The organism is Haladaptatus sp. DYF46, assembly GCF_021083305.1.
In the GTDB taxonomy this organism is placed as follows: Archaea; Halobacteriota; Halobacteria; order Halobacteriales; family Haladaptataceae; genus Haladaptatus.
In genome coordinates, this window is the sequence record NZ_JAJFAY010000011.1 from 60,479 (window position 1) to 78,615 (window position 18,137).

An 18,137-nucleotide genomic window follows, 5' to 3' on the forward strand; every position below is an offset into this window, starting at 1 on the left:
AGACTAACAAAACAGTTCGACAGTAATAAGTTAAGATGTTTTTATATAATTGGTATGGAAATGAATCTGGAAGAGCGGATCAAACAAGCAGTCTTTGCTAGAATTCTAGCTATTTCAGTAATCCTTATATCTTCGCTGATGATGCTATCTACTTATTTTCTACACGTTTTATATCCACATGCTCAGATTGGGCGATTAGAGACCTTTCTGAGCCTATTCACTACAACAATTAGTGGATTGCTCACCTTAGTTCTAATCCTCATCTATAAGAGCCAAAATGAAACATTGGATAGAGAGGCAGATATATTAGAAAAGCAACAAGAGCTAATGCATCATGAGAGAATGCCCAGTTTGAGTAAGCCCTACAATTTCGTTACTAAAATTTCAAACTCGAATAGTTCGAATGAGCAACAATCTGGTGCCCTCAAACAGGATGAAGTCGAATTTTGTCTAGCAAATAACGGGGGAGGAGTTGCAAAAAGTTTCAGAATTCATTCAACAACATATGTAAAAGGTAGTAAATATGAGGGATCTTGGGCAAAATCGCCTGTATTGCGTTCTGATCGACACTCAATTCTGAAATATGCCGATGAGCAGCTATCTGCAGGAGCACTTGATGTACGATTTAAATCGCAAATCAAACTAGGACTCAAAGATACTAGCCAAAAAGACATGCTACCCAGCACCTACGGGTTCTCTGAAGCACTTAACTTACTTTATAAGGATGGTGCCGAGAGACTGGAATTAACGCTAGAACTTCGGTACGAGGATCCCTTTGAAGAGGAACACGTTGAACAATTCCTCTATCATTGGGCGAAACCAATGAAAAACATGGATTTACATGAATTTATGATCGCTGATTCAGATCCCATAACGTACGAAAATAAATCTGAGGATACCGACTTAATTATGTAGGGCTTTTCTAAGTTGTATATTTCGCACATCTCTCTATCATTAGTTTTGAACATCGTCTTCATTTTCGAATGGGCAATTCGAGGAATCGATTTTTTATCGACTGGAAACTGTCTCGCATGGGATTGAGACTGGTCGTCCGGCTGATTCGACTATTGCAACCGCGCCGATTCTCGGGATCGGCACCGCGAGATTCCGCCACTTCTTGTGACCATCATAAGCGGCAGTGCGATCATTTGAGGGGTTCCGTTGTGATCGATGTGTGTAGCATGCTGGGTCGTCCTTAGTACATCCTGATTGCCACGGACCACACGTCAGTCGCTTAGTGTGTATCGCGCGGAGATACTGTGCTAGGTGCTCGCCGTAGTGGATTGGCTCTAATCGCCATTTAAGTATGACGAAGAGCTTTTGTAGGACCATCTCCAACTGTAATACAGCAATGTCTAGTAATACTGACGAAGGGGAAATCATTCGCGTGTCCAAGAAGGGACAGGCGACGATTCCCAAGGACCTCCGTGAACGGTTCGGCATTGAAACGCCTGGGAAGGTACACATCCACGAAGAAGAGGGAAAGATTGTGGTCGAACCCCTCCCCTCAGTCGAAGCGATGCAGGGTGTCCATGCTGGCCGCTACGAAAAGGGTACAGTCCTCGAGCACCTGCGGGAGATGAAAGAGGCAGATAAGCACCGTGAACGTGAGCACGATGAGCGGCTTGAGCAGCACCAATGACGGACTACGTCTTCGACACAGAACCACTTATTGCGTACTTTTACGATGAACCTGGCGCTTCGACTGTGACTGAGCAGCTTCAGGCGATCGACAGCGATCAAGCAAGTGGAGCGATTTCCCATGCCACCGCAACAGAAATTGTGTATAAAGTTGCGCGTCTCGAAACGGGTGATCCAAACCATATTTCGCCTGGTGAAGATGAGTTCGACATCGGTGAGCAGGATCTGCGCGTCTTGCAGGGCTTTGGACTGACTATTGAGACTCCGCCATGGAGTACAGTTGCCCATATCAAGGGGGCAGGTGGCATTTCTCTTGGCGATTCATACGCTGCTGCGTTGGCAATCGAGAAGGAAGCGCTCCTCGTCGTTGGAGCGGATCCCGAGTTCGGCGATCTAGCAAATGATATTGACTTGCGTCAAATCCGTGAAGAACCAGCGTAAACTCCTCTGTCCTACTTGCTCCCGTGTTGCTGGGCAAACCACCTACTGATCGAGGAGAACGTCTCACCACGAATTGTGGCCTTCATTTGGTTTATTAGACAGTGTACCGTGATCGTACTTCTATCCACGAAGTAGATCGTGAAGTCCCACCACCCCACAGAGCAACGATGTTCGGCCAAAGAGATGAGTATATTTTTTTATTTGCTCGATAATGCTCTAATATGATTGCAGTTAACACTACTAATCTCACGAAATCATATAATAACAAAACAGTCGTCGACGATCTTTCACTTACCATCGAAAGCGGAGAAGTGTATGGTTTTTTGGGGCCGAACGGAGCCGGAAAATCGACCACCATCGACATGCTAATGGACTATACACGACCCACCAGTGGTAGCGCAACAGTCTTTGACCTCGATGTGCAGACAGAGTCCGAAACCATCCACTCACGGACTGGAATTCTTCCAGACCGATTTGGCGTGTATCAGCGGCTCACAGGGCGTGAACACGTCAAATATATTCTCGACGCAAATGATGATTGCGACGATATTGACCTCATTTTTGACCGGGTTGGACTCCACAGTGCAGCTGATGAGTATGCTAGCAACTACTCAAAGGGTATGCAACAGCGCCTCGGGCTCGCAATGGCTATCGCGGGGAAGCCAGATCTACTCATTCTCGATGAACCATTCTCTGGTCTTGACCCGCATGGTGTTCGTCTAGTCCGAGAGATCGTCGCTGACGAGCGTGACCGCGGCGCAACTGTCTTGTTTTCATCCCACGTTCTCGATCAAGTCGAACGCGTCTGCGACCGAGTTGGCTTACTGGACAATGGGACACTTCTTTTCGAAGGAACTCCTACAGAGCTCCGGAAAACTGTTAGAACTGAACGACGGCTGTCAATCGACACGCCGCTACCAGAGAAACTCCATCAGCTTCTCGAAGATATGGAATCCGTCACTGGAATCAACGAGAAAGAGACAGGTGTGACAATTCTCTGTCGACCTGAAGATCAGTTCAGAATTCTCGAATTAATCTTCGAATTTGATCTTTCTGTTTCTGACTTCCATGTCGAAAATGAGACTATCGAAGATGCTTTCATCATGTTAGCTGATAATACGCCCGAGAATTAATCTAAATCGCTACGGGAGAAGACAAGAATTGAAAAGATCTGCGAGACTCCAAGCAAGAGCATCAAGCCAACCACGGCTAGAATTGGATGAAGGTACCAAACCGGTATATTTGTCCCAAATACAGACCTCACTGTTGTGATATTCGAGACGGTGGATTGTTGTAACATATCCGATGTGACAAAAAGGGCAGTTCCACTCGAATTTGGAACACCAAGGAGCCAGTTCGTGAGAACGCGATACAAATTCTGTGGCAACAACCATTTAAATAGGAAGTATGTTGGATCCTGTGGTGGGCGGACGAGATCAACTGCATTCCCGGTCACAATACTATAAAACGAATTTACTAGTGGTTCCCAATAAAACGGAAGAGCAACGAATGAAAATGCTAACCCACCAACGACAACTTGATGTCGGCTAAGCGTAGAGATCGCAACTCCAACAGCAGCCATTGCGAACAAAAATCCCACGCTCGCCGCGAGAAACTCGAGTAACTGTACTAGAGGAACAGCGCTGTACTGTGGAATTGCAACGACACAGGTGAGTACGATTGCTATCAGTACAGGGATCACGAAAGCAATTGTACGTCCAATAAGGACCCCAATAATGACGTCTGCACGCGACGCTTTTGTTCCCGCTGTCAAACGAATACTTCCCGAACGACGCTCTTCAGACAGTGCACGGAATGTGAAAAATACGGCACCACTACCTGCGAACAATGTAATTCCGGGAGTTTGCAAAACAGCTAATGGGACGAGTGGACCGAGATAGTTCTTGACGATATCTTGAACAGCAAGACTGGAGATACTGGTTACGAAAATGAGTGCGCCGAGGAGCCAGATTCCAGGTGATCGTGAGAGAATACGGAACTCACGTTGTGCGATTGACTGCCATCGTCCGGGAAGCCAAGAGAAGAGATCTCTTCTGCCAAGGATGCTTCCAAAAGGAGCCCAATTAGATAGACGATTCCATGGGATTTGCAGTCGGCGAACCCAGTTAAATTTCTCATCGGGCCGGACAGTAAGTGATCTATTTTCAAACGTTCGAAGTGAGAATAACACTAATACGAATGGCCAGCCAACAAGAGGTATAAGAGAGAACCACGGTGTGAGATAGAGAGGTCGTGGCTCTCCTTTTACAGCTTCATTCAATGGTCCAGTCAGTTGAGTAACGGCACTATCCGTTCCGATTGGTACATCGAGAATCCAATTAGTGAGGACATAGTAGGCATCATTCGGTGACAATCGAGAAGCTAGCTCGAAGATGTTCGGATATCGCAAACTATTCCCAGGAACTGTGCCTGTAAACGTATCCCAGAGGAAAATCACCATCAAATCGCTCCATAGTAGCAATCCAGCAAGCACGGTGATGCCGATGAGGACTGCTGATTGAACCGATGAGGAGGCAAGCGTTGAGATGGAGACAATGATAGCGACGACGGCAAAAGTGTATATTAGTGCCACAATTACGAACTCAAGGGCGATTCCAACGGAAAACCTATTCAATGAGAATATATCTACGACGACGACAAGAGTGGTTCCAAAGATAACTGGTGTGAATGTTGCAACGGTTTGTCCGACGATTTTTCCGAGGATGATATCCGAGCGGGAAAGACGGGTTCCCGCGAGAATGCGAATTGTTCCGGACTCCCGTTCGCCAACGACCGCACGGTAACCAAATGTAGCTGCAACGAATGGTACTAATAAAGCAATTGTCCCCTGAACGTCTGCAATGGGAGTCGCCCCACCGAGTGTCTGGATCGTCGTTGGTCGTAATGAAGTTGTTGCCAACCCTACAGAGAAAGCAGTAGTGGAGACGATTAGAAACAGTCGTCGACTAAGAATAGTTTGGTACTCTCTTCGTGAAACCGAGAGTAGTTTAGTAAAATGCACACGCATTCTTCACGGTTAGAACCTCTCCCTGATTGCTTAAATCTGTCCTTCTATGCGTATTGAATGAGCATAAATCCAGGTCTAACAAAATAACAGCTATCATACTTATCTAACATGATTTCTCTTTGCGCCACAATAAAATATATAAATTTCATATTTTATATTATTTATATCCATCCAATACAAAAATATTATATATGGGTGAAAGTAATAGAATTTTGTAGTCTATGGCGAAAGATAAACGCAATCAGCTGAACAGACGGAACGTAGTTAAAGGTCTTGGAGTTACGGCTAGCGTCGGTCTACTTGGCGGCCTAAGTAGTGCAACGCCCGGTCAAGATGACGCAGTTTCGGCCGATATGGTCGTTGAAAACAAGCCCAATCTGGTTGATGAATTCGTGACACGGTCGCTTGAACAAGGAGAAACCGACAGCGTCGTCAAAGCTTACAGTGAATTGGACGAAAAGCAACTCGAATTGGTGAGAGATGCGTACGAGCGAGTCACGACAACGGAAATCAGCCCAGAGAATGCTAATGCTATCACTCCTGAATCCATTCCCATATCTCCTAGCGTGTCGTATACACATAAGATAAAGGAGACAAACACGACAATCTGGAAAGCATCTATGACTCTGGACTGTGACTATTACCCCAGTAACAATAATGTTACTTATAGATCACTTTCTTCAAACGGGGATGCTCCGAACTCGCTGTGGCATTACAAAGGAATAGATTATTCAAATGTGGATACTGCTGGGGCTGTTGATGCAAAACGAAAGTTACGGTTCAGTCACTCGGTCGCAGGACAACATATTTCTACGAATCAAGCAATATTAGATATTATTGCATACGATAACGGCAATGTCAATAAAAGTGCAAATAGGAAAGTTCTCTAGTACAGGATTGGGTAAATAATCTATACTTCAAGGAATAATATAGATAAAATTACTTTTATCGCAGAATAGTGAACCAGGTACCGTCTAGTTGAGCTCTTTCTCGACTGGTGTTCGGTTGTCGGACGATTAGGGTTGTCTTCAGTGATTATAGGAATAACGAACCATCTGATTATCTAGTTAAGAAACACTGTTGTAGGATGGCGTTTCAATGCCTCTCCCGTATATGGCTACCAAACTATTTGTCAATCTAGTGATTATATTCCTGGTAAAGCAGCCGAGTCCCGTCTTCTCACAGTGGAGCCACTCTTGTTCAAGAGACCCAACGGTCGCTTCGAGACGATGTTCGGGAGTTTGCAGAAACCGAAATTCGACCCGAAGTGAAACGGTTAGATCAGCAAGGCGAGTATCCCAGCCGAATTCTTGACGAACTCGGTAATCGTCGCCTCGCGGGATTGACGCTGCCTGAAGAATACAACGGACGTGGTGAAGGCCTCGTCGAACTCGCGCTGATGATCGAAGAACTTTCAGCTGCGTGTATGTCCGTAGCGAGTGCCCTTGGACTGCATATCGGTGTCGCGGCAGTCATCGAGCGCTTCGGCTCCGACGAGCAACGTGACGCATTCCTCCCGAAGATGGCGACGTTCGGGACAGTCGGTGTGCTCGGGCAAAGCGAAGCCAACGCCGGGAGCAACAAATTGGAGATGGAAACAGCGGCCGAACGGCAGGGGGACGGATGGGTACTCAACGGCCACAAACAATGGGTGACGAACTTCTACGACGCGGATTTCGTTCTCACGTACGCGAAAACTGGTCCTGATGAGGCCGCACCGCACAACATTAGCGCGTTTCTCGTGCCAACCGAAGAGTTCGATAGAGAGAACGACTGGGACACGTTAGGTGCGAACAGCGTTAAATCGCCGCGCGTTTCACTTTCAGACATCCATGTCCCTGCTGATCGCCTCATTGGCGAGCAAGGAGAGGGATACACCGAACGTGGTGAAATCCACACCGGTGTGAACGTCCCTGCCCGTGGTGTTGGTATCGCTCGTGCTGCGCTCGAAGACACAGTTTCGTACACGAGTTCAAGAGAACAATACAGCCAGCATATCAGTGACTTCCAGGGCGTGCGATGGGAGGCGAGATGGCAGAACGTGTCGACACAGCTCGATTGCTCACACTTCGAGCAGCTGACTGCGCTGATCGGGGCCACGATGTAACACGCGAGTTCGCCATGGCGAAGATCAACGCAACGCAGGCCGCAGTCGACAATGCGAACAGAGCGGTTCAACTCCACGGGGGTCTCGGATACACTACCGAATATCACGTTGAACGCTACCTTCGTGATGCGAAACTCCTGACGATAGCTGGCGGTCCAAATGAGGGTCACAAAGACACGCTTGCAAAAGCTGTGATCGAGCAGGACGGAGAGTGATTCCGTATGCCGTTAGTTACAATTTCAGTGCTGGTAGACAAGTCCGACGAGTATCGAAATACAGTCGCTAACGCGGTCAACACGGCTGTTCTCGATACGCTTGACTTCCCACCAAGTGATCGCTATCAACTCATTCAAGAACTCCCTTCGCAGGACCTCGAGTTACATGATCGAGACGGGGATCGAGCCGTGCTTGAGTTGACAATGCGTGCTGGCCAAGATCGCGAAGACAAACAGGCGTTTTACGCTCGTGTGACGGAATTATTAGAACAGGATCCGGGGATCTCCCCAGAAAATGTGATGATCACCATCGCTGAAAATAGTGAAGAAGACCGGTCTTTCCGGGATGGTGTGTCCCAATTCATAGCTGAGAGCTGATCTGATTGAGAGAGGAATTCACGCTCTTTAACAATATAATACCGACTCCTCGATTTCTACCCTCATCAATGGCAATATCCCCCCGGAATTTCCACCTCACCCAATGCGTAGTCCAATCAGTTTTTCTCACCCGATGAGACCAACGATGTTACGTCAGAACAAGGATGGGAGTGGATTAGAGTTGCATCTACGACCAAGTGATAGTGTCATTGGAGACGCGGCTAAAACAGCAGTTTGAATATTTGATGTTGGGCCTGACGGAGATGATAGGTGAATGTCGGAATCGTAATATCCATTTCAGCTGCAATTTCTTTACTCGATTTTTCACGAGGAGACTGAAAATAGCCGTTAATATACGCGGTGAGGAGGACCTCAATCTGTCGTTCAGTGAGTTCCTCATACACCGCTCTCTGGAAGACTTTCTGCGAGAATAGTGGCATCGGATAGGTGTTTTGCCGTTGAGCAACAACATCCATTGTCGGATGGTAGTCCAATACGAGATCAACGATCTCGCAGGAAGAGATGTCCGCTGGGACTTGAACAACGATGTGACCCTCTCCATTCTTGATCTGCATTTTCGATAAGAACGCTCCAGATTCGATGATAAGCGGCACAAAATACGGTCTACCATCTCCGATGCGGATTTCAAAAATCCCAGACGTACCTCCGTTAGCAAGAAGTCGTGTTTCAAGATCAGTCTCGTTCTCCATGAGTCCGTGTATCTCTTCGATATTCGCTTCTGAAATTTGGAAATATATGAAGAAGCCGTTCTGTGCTGGAAGTAACTGCTTTAACACAATTCGACAATTAGTCTTGGCCGATATTTTATTCAAGGGACATGACTCACCCGTCGATTCGAATACAATTTCAGTAACCGAATTAGAATCATTACTCTGGTCAGACGAGGACATACCCAAGGAGAAAAGCCACAGAGAGTAATTTGTTACCACAAATGTAAAAAATCTGGGGTTAGTTTAGAACAATTATCTTCCATGGGTTGGCCCATCGTCGCCGGACTCGCCGGGGAAGTTATCGTTGGATATCGCTCGACCGGCGGTACCAAGAGCGGCTGCTGGCACAGCCTCTTTATGGGCACAGTTGCTACCTGAGTATCGACATCAGCATTATCGTAATCACAGTGGTGGTGGCCAGCCTGTTCGGAGGCTACATCTGGAGCAAGATCGGTCTCATTGACATTGATGTGTTCTTTCTTTTCACTGTTACTACCGTCGTACACTCATGGTCTCTGGCTCTTAGAACAGATTACTTCCCAACCAGCACTCCTACTTTATAGTAAATAGCTGACGGAAGGGAAGGGTAGGGCGTAGAGATGACGTGGAATGGTGGATGGTGGGTGGTCAACCAACTGCGTTAGCTTCGTATGCTTGTACCGAACAGGTTGAAATCTCTGCTAAAGATCGGCGTATCATCGCTGAACCGGCGGGTATCACCTTGACTCAGCGAGATGTTGTGTCCGAAGACGAACGACGTGAGCTGGCCCTGTCCTCACCACCATCGCCAAGTAGGTAGCAAATCGCATAGCCGTTGTAATCATCCGGCTGCGAGATTCTAGCACGGTTCCCCACCTGGTTGTTCAAGCAGGTGAACCGTTGTCGCTTGCTCTAATGCATTCAAGACTCGAAATTCCACGCCCGGGTAATAGTTGTAGTATAGACCAAAAAGTTCGATTTTGCGACGCCGCGCTCCTTGCACTTACCACTCCCAACGCGAGTGCACCCCTTGCGGAGCTGTACCTCGAGACGAGTGTAGATTAACGATGCCTGTGATCGCCTATTGATTTTATAACTGGATGTGTAACTGAGGGGTTGATACTATCAATAAGCATGAAACATATCCTCGCCAGCAAGCCCCTTATTCTCCTCATTTTTACTCTATCCCAATGTAAACACTGACCAACCTCTGGTAGAATGTCAGTCATATCGATTGGAACAACCGATCCGCTCGCCACTACATCCATTCAATCAGCAAGTGGCTCATCAGCATGATCTTGCATCACCTGCAGGAGCGAGTAGATCTCATCGAACTCGTCTTCTCCATAGTGAGTAACTTGAGTCGATGACATTTGAGGTTGGACAGATGGCCGCCACCAACCATGAGTCCACGAGACAATTCATCCGGTCGACTCACCCGATTGCGGGTCGCTTGAAGTGGTATTTATTCTTCAGGTTCTGGTCGTGGGAGATCAGCAACTGTTGTACACTGTTGGTCGATTCTCTGTGGAAGTGTCTCATAAACATATTTAAACATCTCTTCAGGGTCTGACTCAAATGATTCCGCATTCTCGATAGCATTTTCGATTTTTTGGTCGATTTTGGACTCTATTGTTTCAACCCCCTCTGTAGTAAGTCGACCAGTTTTCAATAGGAATAATTCAAATCGCCTAATAGGTTCTTTTTGATTCCATTGTTTCGTTTGTTTTTCGTCGCGATACACACTGGGATCATCTGATGTAGAATGGGCACCTAATCTGTAAAGAACTGACTCAATAAGTGTTGGTCTTAATTCCTTTTTCTCTGGGTGCTTCGCCTTTTTGACTGCGTCTCGAACTACAGAATAAACTGCAAGTGGATCCATGCCATCAACACGAACACCTTCCAATCCATATGCTTGAGCTTTCTGGGACAAGGTTCTACTCTTAGTTTGTCGAACTCGCGGTGTTGAAATCGCCCATTGATTGTTATTGCATAGGAAGATCACTGGAATATCGAATACTCCAGCAAAATTTAATGCTTCATGAAAGTCACCTTCGCTTGTTGCTCCATCTCCAAAGTGGCAAAGTGTAGCCGCTTTATCTCCGTTTAGTTTCGATGCCCAAGCATAGCCCGTCGCATGTGGTATTTGTGTTGCAATAGGGTTAGCTATGGGAAACACATTTGAATTTTTGGAGAATGCGTTCCCTATCTCATGACCCATCCACAACAATAGGTTTTTCTCGATATTGTCAGATTGTGTGATGATGGCACCATTTTCACGATAACTTGGGAATAATTGGTCACCATCGTCAAGAGCAAGTACACTTGCAACTTGTGTAGCTTCGTGTCCCTGCAGTGGTGGATATGTTCCTATTCGCCCTTGACGTTGGAGAGAAATCGCTCGTTTGTCATATCTGTGGACTAGTTTCATTTTAGTGTACATCTCTCGAAGAAACTCATCCGATAGTCCTGAAATAGCACTTTTATCGACAATACTTCCATCTTCTTCGAGAACCTTAACTACGTCTCTCTCCTGCGCACCTACAGCCATAATTAATTGAATTATTATATTCACTAATATATCTTCTGCACAAATTTTATTAGAAAAGAGTAAAAATAATTATATAGGATCCATCTCTATGATCGTATGGGATCCCGAGACAATCATGATTCTCGGAGAATGAATATGAGTACAACAAAAAATTTCACGATAGTAGAGGCAGTTCGCGATGGACTGTGCTCAGAGATGCAACGCGACGACGACGTGCTCGTGATTGGCGAGGATGTCGGAAAAAATGGTGGCGTTTTTCGTGCTACAAAAGGATTGTTCGATGAATTTGGTAACAGTCGAGTCATTGACACGCCGTTAGCAGAGTCTGGTATCATTGGGACGGCAATCGGCATGGCAGCGTATGGGAAGATACCTATCACCGAAATACAATTTATGGGCTTCATCTACCCTGCGTTTGATCAGATCGTGAGTCACGCGGCACGGCTGCGAACCCGCTCTCGTGGGCACTACTCCTGTCCCCTGGTGATTCGCGCGCCCTATGGTGGTGGCATTCGCGCTCCTGAGCACCACTCTGAATCTTCAGAGGCCTTTTTCGTCCACCAGCCCGGTCTAAAAGTAGTCGTACCTAGTACGCCCTACGACACAAAAGGGCTGCTCGCTTCGGCGATCCGCGATCCTGATCCTGTTATCTTTCTCGAACCGAAGCTCATCTACAGGGCCTTCCGCGAAGAGGTTCCAACAGATAACTACACTGTCCCGCTTGGCGAGGCCGCTGTTCGCCGTGAAGGGTCGGACATCTCCGTGTTCACGTGGGGTGGGATGACGTCCCCGACGATCGAGGCTGCAGAGAGTCTCGCTGAGGAAGGTATCGAGGTTGAGGTTATTGACTTGCGCACACTGTCACCGCTTGATGAAGAGACTATTGTTGAATCCTTTCGGAAAACTGGACGTGCCGCTATCGTTCACGAAGCGCCCAAAACAGGTGGGATCGGTGCCGAAGTCATCGCTACGATTCAAGAGGAAGTGCTTATGTATCAAAAAGCGCCGATCCAGCGTATTACTGGGTTTGACGCGCCATTCCCGCTCCACGCACTGGAGGACTATTACCTCCCTAATGCCACTCGTATCAAGGAAAGCATCAAGAAAACTATCAATTTTTAAATAACTATGCCTAGACCAGGCTCCCAAACGTTGGCGAAGGTGTCACAAAGACCGACCTCATATCGTGGTTTGTAGCACCGAGTGACGAGACTATCTTTTGAGCATCGTCCATTAGAATCATATACCAACATTGCAACCTTCCGATTTATTGCCTCTCAGTCGTAACGCGACACTATGAGCGAAATGGGGACGGCACGACTGTCGGTCGGGGATCGCGTAATCGACACGGACGATGACAATCCCGATGTCGGAATAGTGATTGCACGACCATCAGAGACGACGGTTGCAGAGTGGGAGTTTCCTACGAACGAGGGCCCGATGACGACCGCTGACACGAATCCTGGGTATCCAGCTGACTCACAGTTAGTGCTCGTATCATTCCTCTCGGACCTCAATGGCTACTGGGAAGAATGGAACGACGCTGACCCTAACGACCTCTACGACGGCGTTGAAGCCAACCACGTCCATCGCTATGGCTTTCCCGAACCACGCTTAGCATTCGTTGACGAGGGTGAAACCATACCGGAAGGGGCAACAGAACCGGCCAACAAAGAGACCGAACCGCCGGAGTAGTTCAGGCCAGTTATTGACCGGTTTGAACAGAATGTGTCTACGGTGGGTTACGATGCAGACGAGCACGTGATCCGTGTCGAGAAGTCCGGGGTTGAACATACTATCGACCACGACGGGATCGTTGACGGAGAGAGTGGTATCAAGACCCGTGTAAAGCAATCACAGATCGTTTCCTCTGACGTTGGGTAACGGACATGCCATCTCACGAGATAGCTTGCATTGGCCGAAGCCTTTGCAGGGATTTATGTCGTTCAGTAAGATAGAGAGTGCTCTACCTTTAATCGTTCTTCTTGGCAATTTTCAGTAGGTCTTGACCATCGTCAAGATACCGTCTCTGTCAGATTTATCGACGGCCCCTTGCTAGAAAAATCCATAATGACCGAAGATAATTATGAATGGTGGCGTGCGTGACACTGATTGACGTTTCCCCGCCCTCTGGCTGGTCAGTCATACTCATGTGACCGCTCCTCTCCCCGCGAGGCTAATCAACCTGAGTACGCTCTTAATCGAGCGATCAAGTATCACTAGCCTGCAAACCTTCGCTCACAAGGGTGAAGGTAAGTAGATCCCCCTCATCCGTTACCTGTGCTCTAGCATTCACAGTGCCACAGAGATGGATCACTCTCTATTGACACCGATGTAGAACGGGCTACAAGCGTCTACTTGATTCCCCAGCTCAAAGATGTGGTGAGTAAACTGGGAGAACTATATCATTAGAGATCAGAAACAGTGACTGTGTGACTATTTTGAATGGTAATCTGATACCCGATATACTCAAAGCTGATTTCGACGGTTGAGTGCTCGGCGAGACTTTCGAGAGCATCAGTATTGATTACCTCATAAAGTGGCACAACAGGCTCCATTCCATGCTTCTGAGTGACTGCTCTGATAATCGCAACAGTAAGCGGTTCACTACCGATCGGTGTGGTTCGTATCCGTGAGTCTGACTGTGAATCTTGAACGGTTTGCATAGATGTGGTATTCATCCATCAGCCACATAGGTGTTTAGCGATTTATGATAGCGTGTCACGTGGGTATAAGTGTCAAATTTCCAGTCTAGCCTTATTTCTAGTATATATATATATATATTTATCAAATAAATGAAAGTAGACTTAAACATAAATCTGTCTCTAATGCATTGACTGGACAATGATTGCTTTCAAGTAAATATACAACACTAAGTGTTCACACGACATCTTTATAAACTACCTGTTAGAACATCAGATAGATGTCCATAACTCAACTACCTTTACAAGCGATTCCAACTGACCCACAGCAATTCATGAATCAATACGGTAGCGCTCTGCTTAATTTCGTAGTTACCCTTCTGATATTCGTCATCTCATTTCTTATCATCTATGCTATTGTGAAACCATTCCTTGTGAAGCTCACCCGGCGCGGGCTCAACACCCGAGACTTCCCAGCCGCAGTCGTGGGATTGGCTGCGAGTATCGCTGGGATTATCGCCCTCGTCGGCGCACTCACGACTGCAGCCACCATCGCAGGTTTCGGTGCCGTTCTGACTGCCTTCGCGACGATTAGTGGTGCCCTCGCACTCGCGTTCGGTTTCGCTGCTCAAGATCTCTTGGCCAACTTCGTTGCTGGGATCTTTATTCTCAAAGATAAGCCGTTCAAAACGGGCGACTATATTGAATGGAACGGCAACAGTGGAATTGTCCGTGAAATAGAAATGCGTGTGACCAAACTCGATAGCTTTGACAACGAGCTTATCACCGTCCCAAATTCTGATCTCGCAAGCTCGGTCGTTACTAACCCCGTCGCAAATGATACTCGCCGGGTATCATATGACTTTGGCATCAGCTATACCGATAATATTGATCGTGCCCAAGAGCTCATTTTGGAAGAGGCTCGCTCCATAGAGGGGGTCCTCTCAGATCCCGCGCCGCAGGCACCAGTGACTGATCTTGGCGGCTCGTCTGTTGTGATTACCGGCCGAGTGTGGATTGACCCCAACGAGACTGGAGCCGCACCCGTTCGTGCAGCCTTCGTCAAAGCCGTGAAACAGCGTTTCGATGCGGAAAGCATTGAAATGCCGTATTCACATACTGAGCTCGTCGGCAGTATCGATATAAATGGGTCGGCGGGTTTGAGTAGCAGCGACTGATCGCTACTCACCATCAATTGATTCACACTCTGACAGGCGGTCACCACTTGGCGAACTACTCACTTTACAAATCCAGAGATTTGGGGGAGTCTCCTGTTCCCCGGACTCTGTGCCGATAATCAGTACTAACGGCTATGAGCTCACTCTTCCATCGAGGGCTCGAATTTCGAATTTGCGAGCCGAGCAACGGCAAGGACACGACCGGGATTACCAAGGCGGGAAGCAACGCGAGACATGATTGTCAGTCGAGGTCGAGGCAACGATCAATCGGTATGTTCGGGAGATTGGTCTTCGAAACGACGATCCTCTGATTCAGCGGTCGAAACATACTGTCCTGTACTGGGTTGAGCAGGTTGCCGACCGCGTTGCCGACGAGACGGACAGCGAGGACTATCAACGTATCTCTACCCATAATTTGCGCCGCTGCTGAGCAAACCACTGTTGGTCGAGGAACACATCACCGCGAATTGTGATGCCGTTCGGTAGCTGGTCAAGTTATAAGTGGTATAGGCCGGCAGAAGAGAGCGACGATAGGCCACATATATTCTTCAATCGTTTCGCTCTGGCTGGACTGTCACGTCGAAATAGCTCCGATAGAAGCCTGCATCAAATGTAATGATCCTGCCAGCGTCGACGGCAGCGTGTGCGCCGATCAGGAAATCAGGTGAAAGGGGCTGACGTGGTGCAAGCGAACGCCCACACGACGGACACGACATCTCTGTCTGGTTCCCACATTCTGGGCACTGAAGCCCGGCACCTCGGCGTGAGAGATAGGTGGTGAATGCGTCACCAGCAGCAGTCAGTGCTGCTCGTGAGGGCTGTTCAACGTCGATACCAGTGTCTGAGAGAAATGCATCGACGTCCTCTCGCGTTGTGAATCCATCATCGCCGGCGAGCTCAGCATACACGACGCTGTTGATGACCAACGATCCCTTCTGATACGCTGCTCGGAGGGCGTTTCGTGCCGCTTCCGAATGGGGATCGTCCTCATACAGATCGGCGAAGAGAGTCGAGGAGTCGACAACGGCCTTCACACGTCGGAGTCTCCGTCCGACGATGTGTTCTCATCGGTGAGTGGACGACCGCGAAGATCCTGCATCCGCTTGGCCATTGGCTGGTAGCTGCTGATCGTTCCGTACCACTTTGTGAAGCGCTCCTCAGCAACCTGTTTTTGGAGGACGTACCCGTGATCTGTCTCTTCGAATCTGGCCTCATCACTTGGGTGTATCCCAAGGCGATCCCGAACCTCGATCGGAATCGTTACTTGTCCTTTCTGACTCACTGTTAGCATGCTGGTCACACATATGTGTTCAACCTCTAACCTCTTACTCTGAAGTAAAGATCCCGATGTTTGACTCATACAGTGATACGGATCTGAATGACGCAATCGCTAAAGCCCTTTCTGAGGGATACAGAACAGGACGGCAAGTATGTGTGGCGACTGGCCGTGTGTGGGGACTCGTTCCCAGTATACCTCGTCTATGATTCGGACAGTATCCCATTCTCTTATATTCGAGAATTTGCTTAATGATAAGGTATATACGGGAGAAAATTAATGGGCATCTGTGGCACGTACGCCACAGTGTCGATCCGCACTCACGTTGGTCAGTTTTGCTCATGAGACCACGCATTACTTCCCTGTGGGACTGACCGACGTGAGAGCGTTCCCTCTACGCCATCAGGGAGTTCCAACCTACTCTCTCCCGCTTGTACGAGCGAGGGGAAGTAGGTTGCTGTCATCCATCTCTCAGCCACCGACTGATTCTTGACCAATAGCCGCTGTATCGCTCGCTCGCGGCCATTGATCCCCGAGTGTAGTCCCAACCTTTATCCTAGTTGAATTGCAATTATAGGGTAGATGAATTAACGAGGTATTATTTGCATATGAACAGACGAACGTACCTCAAAGCAACGACCGCACTCGGTCTCAGTACGAGTCTCGCAGGCTGTGGCATGTCCATGGGCGGCGGCGGTGGAAGTGTTCCGTCATCCGGCAACAACTCCAATAGCACGAACTCAAGTCAAGTCGGCGTTGGAAGCGCCCTCGATCCCAGCCAGTATTCGGGAGAGTTCACCCGCGTTGTCAACATGGTCAAAGACGCTGGCGCCGACCCGACCGGCAAAGAGGACGTCTCCCCGCTTATTCAGCGAGAGCTTCGAGACGAGACGCTGTTGTTCTTCCCACAGGGAACGTACAAGATGAATTCCCAGATCCGGCGTGCTGGGAACAAAGATATGGGGATTATCGGGAATAACGCCGTGATGAAACACGGGATCGTCGAGGCGATTGACGGCTTCGACGTAACGAAGGGCGAGTTTCACGGCCCCGCCCAACACTTCAAAATCGGCGTGCCTGACAATCCGCACCGCGGCAAATTCGTTTTCGGTGGATTCGTGTTCGATTGGCGCGGGAAAAACGAAGGTATCCAAATCCTCAATCACCATACAGCCGGAACCTCTATCGTCCAAAATGTTCGGCAACGGGGGATGCATTCGCTCGGGTGTCAGGGAGCCTTCCGCCTCGATCCAGTAACCGAAGAGGCAGCGATTCTCGGTCGGCGACTCGACATTCGATTTGGTGGGAAGACCTACCAAAAGACGATCAACTCCCGCGATACGTACGACGGTGGTCCGTATGCCGGTCGCTCGTGGGCGACATCGGGAATCACGATGCATCCGCGCACGCAAGGGACGCTTCGCTTAGAGGAGGTCATGTGTGGCGGATGGCCTGATAATGGCATCTACGTGATTGGGGGCCATCCAGACAAAGGGGATGGCACTGTCGAAGTGATCAACTGTATCGCAGCGAACTCACAAGCGTCGAATATCCGTATCGGTGGCGAGAATTCGAAAATTATCGGATGTAAAGTGATTATCGATCAGGCGTTCGGCGAGGAGTTCTACCACGAGCAGCGACCCATCCGCATCGACGACGGCACCTGTACAGTCAGGAATACGCGCATCATTCAACGGCAACCCACAGGGTGGAGCCTCACAGTCCTCCATGGCGTGCAGAACGCGACCATTCAGAACGTGTCGGTCGAGATCTTCAACCAACCACAGCTTGCGTTGGTCGTGTCTGATGAGGTTGGAAAGTGTACAGTAGACGGGTTTTCGGTTCAAACGAAGGGGTGGCATGGGACGCATAGCAGTTTGTTTCGGGGCTGGCCGGACGTCGCGAAGAATATCTCCGTGAATGGCCGGTCGGTCGCCTGAGATTGCTATTTCGGTCAAAGAATTAGC

Annotated in this window: 18 protein-coding genes; 12 read left to right on the forward strand and 6 right to left on the reverse strand. The window is 48.5% G+C overall.

Annotated features, from left to right (window positions below; genetic code table 11):
* Nucleotides 1-54 precede the first annotated feature (54 nt).
* The 4 genes from LJF34_RS26870 (at nt 55) to LJF34_RS26885 (ending at nt 3,215) form a co-directional block, all read left to right on the forward strand.
* On the forward strand, nt 55-915 hold the full coding sequence (locus LJF34_RS26870; RefSeq protein WP_231189458.1) for a hypothetical protein: 861 nt from the start codon (nt 55-57) through the stop codon (nt 913-915).
* A gap of 436 nt (nt 916-1,351) precedes the next feature.
* Nucleotides 1,352-1,642, forward strand: coding sequence for an AbrB/MazE/SpoVT family DNA-binding domain-containing protein (locus LJF34_RS26875; RefSeq protein ID WP_231189459.1), 291 nt, complete (start codon nt 1,352-1,354; stop codon nt 1,640-1,642).
* Complete coding sequence (locus LJF34_RS26880) at nt 1,639-2,082, forward strand: PIN domain-containing protein (RefSeq protein ID WP_231189460.1); 444 nt, start codon at nt 1,639-1,641, stop codon at nt 2,080-2,082. Before LJF34_RS26875 ends, LJF34_RS26880 begins: the two co-directional genes overlap by 4 nt.
* A 221-nt stretch (nt 2,083-2,303) precedes the next feature.
* Complete coding sequence (locus tag LJF34_RS26885) at nt 2,304-3,215, forward strand: ABC transporter ATP-binding protein (RefSeq protein WP_231189461.1); 912 nt, start codon at nt 2,304-2,306, stop codon at nt 3,213-3,215.
* Here the strand turns inward: LJF34_RS26885 and LJF34_RS26890 are convergent.
* Nucleotides 3,212-5,110 (reverse strand): ABC transporter permease subunit, encoded by a 1,899-nt coding sequence (locus tag LJF34_RS26890; RefSeq protein WP_231189462.1) that lies wholly within the window; start codon nt 5,108-5,110, stop codon nt 3,212-3,214. The genes LJF34_RS26885 and LJF34_RS26890 overlap by 4 nt on opposite strands.
* A gap of 221 nt (nt 5,111-5,331) precedes the next feature.
* Here LJF34_RS26890 and LJF34_RS26895 point away from each other — a divergent pair, with 221 nt between their 5' ends.
* The 4 genes from LJF34_RS26895 to LJF34_RS26910 all read left to right on the forward strand — a co-directional run bounded on the left by LJF34_RS26895 (nt 5,332) and on the right by LJF34_RS26910 (nt 7,810).
* A complete protein-coding gene (locus LJF34_RS26895; protein ID WP_231189464.1) occupies nt 5,332-6,000 on the forward strand; it encodes a hypothetical protein in 669 nt (222 codons plus the stop codon).
* Nucleotides 6,001-6,365: 365 nt separating this feature from the next.
* Complete coding sequence (locus LJF34_RS29355; RefSeq protein ID WP_231189626.1) at nt 6,366-7,217, forward strand: acyl-CoA dehydrogenase family protein; 852 nt, start codon at nt 6,366-6,368, stop codon at nt 7,215-7,217.
* Nucleotides 7,142-7,432 carry an acyl-CoA dehydrogenase family protein gene (locus tag LJF34_RS26905; protein ID WP_231189465.1) on the forward strand — a complete coding sequence of 97 codons (291 nt, stop codon included), beginning with the start codon at nt 7,142-7,144 and terminating at the stop codon, nt 7,430-7,432. Before LJF34_RS29355 ends, LJF34_RS26905 begins: the two co-directional genes overlap by 76 nt.
* A gap of 6 nt (nt 7,433-7,438) precedes the next feature.
* Complete coding sequence (locus LJF34_RS26910; RefSeq protein ID WP_231189467.1) at nt 7,439-7,810, forward strand: tautomerase family protein; 372 nt, start codon at nt 7,439-7,441, stop codon at nt 7,808-7,810.
* A gap of 221 nt (nt 7,811-8,031) precedes the next feature.
* Here LJF34_RS26910 and LJF34_RS26915 read toward each other — a convergent pair whose 3' ends face one another.
* Nucleotides 8,032-8,721 (reverse strand): bacterio-opsin activator domain-containing protein, encoded by a 690-nt coding sequence (locus LJF34_RS26915; RefSeq protein ID WP_231189481.1) that lies wholly within the window; start codon nt 8,719-8,721, stop codon nt 8,032-8,034.
* Between the two features lie 1,264 nt (nt 8,722-9,985).
* Nucleotides 9,986-11,074 carry a pyruvate dehydrogenase (acetyl-transferring) E1 component subunit alpha gene (pdhA, locus tag LJF34_RS26920; RefSeq protein WP_231189484.1) on the reverse strand — a complete coding sequence of 363 codons (1,089 nt, stop codon included), beginning with the start codon at nt 11,072-11,074 and terminating at the stop codon, nt 9,986-9,988.
* 135 nt (nt 11,075-11,209) lie between these two features.
* Between pdhA and LJF34_RS26925 the strand changes: the two genes are divergently transcribed.
* From LJF34_RS26925 to LJF34_RS26940, 3 genes are all read left to right on the forward strand, one after another.
* On the forward strand, nt 11,210-12,196 hold the full coding sequence (locus LJF34_RS26925) for an alpha-ketoacid dehydrogenase subunit beta (protein WP_231189486.1): 987 nt from the start codon (nt 11,210-11,212) through the stop codon (nt 12,194-12,196).
* A gap of 174 nt (nt 12,197-12,370) precedes the next feature.
* Nucleotides 12,371-12,769 (forward strand): hypothetical protein, encoded by a 399-nt coding sequence (locus LJF34_RS26930; protein WP_231189489.1) that lies wholly within the window; start codon nt 12,371-12,373, stop codon nt 12,767-12,769.
* Between the two features lie 1,228 nt (nt 12,770-13,997).
* Complete coding sequence (locus LJF34_RS26940) at nt 13,998-14,894, forward strand: mechanosensitive ion channel family protein (RefSeq protein ID WP_231189492.1); 897 nt, start codon at nt 13,998-14,000, stop codon at nt 14,892-14,894.
* A 548-nt stretch (nt 14,895-15,442) separates the two neighbouring features.
* Here the strand turns inward: LJF34_RS26940 and LJF34_RS26945 are convergent.
* The 3 genes from LJF34_RS26945 to LJF34_RS26955 all read right to left on the reverse strand — a co-directional run bounded on the left by LJF34_RS26945 (nt 15,443) and on the right by LJF34_RS26955 (nt 17,339).
* Entirely contained in the window at nt 15,443-15,928 is a 486-nt protein-coding gene (locus tag LJF34_RS26945) for a nucleotide-binding protein (RefSeq protein WP_231189495.1), read from the reverse strand.
* Nucleotides 15,925-16,185, reverse strand: coding sequence for an AbrB/MazE/SpoVT family DNA-binding domain-containing protein (locus tag LJF34_RS26950; protein ID WP_231189629.1), 261 nt, complete (start codon nt 16,183-16,185; stop codon nt 15,925-15,927). The genes LJF34_RS26945 and LJF34_RS26950 overlap by 4 nt, the downstream gene beginning before the upstream one ends.
* Before the next feature lie 725 nt (nt 16,186-16,910).
* Nucleotides 16,911-17,339: a hypothetical protein gene (locus tag LJF34_RS26955; RefSeq protein WP_231189498.1), complete on the reverse strand. Its 429-nt coding sequence runs from the start codon at nt 17,337-17,339 to the stop codon at nt 16,911-16,913.
* 42 nt (nt 17,340-17,381) lie between these two features.
* On the opposite strand from LJF34_RS26955, the gene LJF34_RS26960 reads away from it, so the two are divergent.
* Nucleotides 17,382-18,110, forward strand: a complete 729-nt coding sequence (locus tag LJF34_RS26960; RefSeq protein ID WP_231189500.1) for a hypothetical protein — start codon at nt 17,382-17,384, stop codon at nt 18,108-18,110.
* Nucleotides 18,111-18,137: the final 27 nt, after the last annotated feature.

What these genes read in the sequence shown, in the direction of transcription:
- LJF34_RS26870 (WP_231189458.1), top strand. Translation starts at nt 55, where the DNA reads ATGGAAATGAATCTGGAAGAGCGGATCAAACAAGCAGTCTTTGCTAGA.
- LJF34_RS26875 (WP_231189459.1), top strand. Translation starts at nt 1,352, where the DNA reads ATGTCTAGTAATACTGACGAAGGGGAAATCATTCGCGTGTCCAAGAAG.
- LJF34_RS26880 (WP_231189460.1), top strand. Translation starts at nt 1,639, where the DNA reads ATGACGGACTACGTCTTCGACACAGAACCACTTATTGCGTACTTTTAC.
- LJF34_RS26885 (WP_231189461.1), top strand. Translation starts at nt 2,304, where the DNA reads ATGATTGCAGTTAACACTACTAATCTCACGAAATCATATAATAACAAA.
- LJF34_RS26890 (WP_231189462.1), bottom strand. Translation starts at nt 5,110, where the DNA reads ATGCGTGTGCATTTTACTAAACTACTCTCGGTTTCACGAAGAGAGTAC.
- LJF34_RS26895 (WP_231189464.1), top strand. Translation starts at nt 5,332, where the DNA reads ATGGCGAAAGATAAACGCAATCAGCTGAACAGACGGAACGTAGTTAAA.
- LJF34_RS26905 (WP_231189465.1), top strand. Translation starts at nt 7,142, where the DNA reads ATGGCAGAACGTGTCGACACAGCTCGATTGCTCACACTTCGAGCAGCT.
- LJF34_RS26910 (WP_231189467.1), top strand. Translation starts at nt 7,439, where the DNA reads ATGCCGTTAGTTACAATTTCAGTGCTGGTAGACAAGTCCGACGAGTAT.
- LJF34_RS26915 (WP_231189481.1), bottom strand. Translation starts at nt 8,721, where the DNA reads ATGTCCTCGTCTGACCAGAGTAATGATTCTAATTCGGTTACTGAAATT.
- pdhA (WP_231189484.1), bottom strand. Translation starts at nt 11,074, where the DNA reads ATGGCTGTAGGTGCGCAGGAGAGAGACGTAGTTAAGGTTCTCGAAGAA.
- LJF34_RS26925 (WP_231189486.1), top strand. Translation starts at nt 11,210, where the DNA reads ATGAGTACAACAAAAAATTTCACGATAGTAGAGGCAGTTCGCGATGGA.
- LJF34_RS26930 (WP_231189489.1), top strand. Translation starts at nt 12,371, where the DNA reads ATGAGCGAAATGGGGACGGCACGACTGTCGGTCGGGGATCGCGTAATC.
- LJF34_RS26940 (WP_231189492.1), top strand. Translation starts at nt 13,998, where the DNA reads ATGTCCATAACTCAACTACCTTTACAAGCGATTCCAACTGACCCACAG.
- LJF34_RS26950 (WP_231189629.1), bottom strand. Translation starts at nt 16,185, where the DNA reads ATGCTAACAGTGAGTCAGAAAGGACAAGTAACGATTCCGATCGAGGTT.
- LJF34_RS26955 (WP_231189498.1), bottom strand. Translation starts at nt 17,339, where the DNA reads ATGGTGATTGAGGATTTGGATACCTTCGTTTTTCCCGCGCCAATCGAA.
- LJF34_RS26960 (WP_231189500.1), top strand. Translation starts at nt 17,382, where the DNA reads ATGCATTCGCTCGGGTGTCAGGGAGCCTTCCGCCTCGATCCAGTAACC.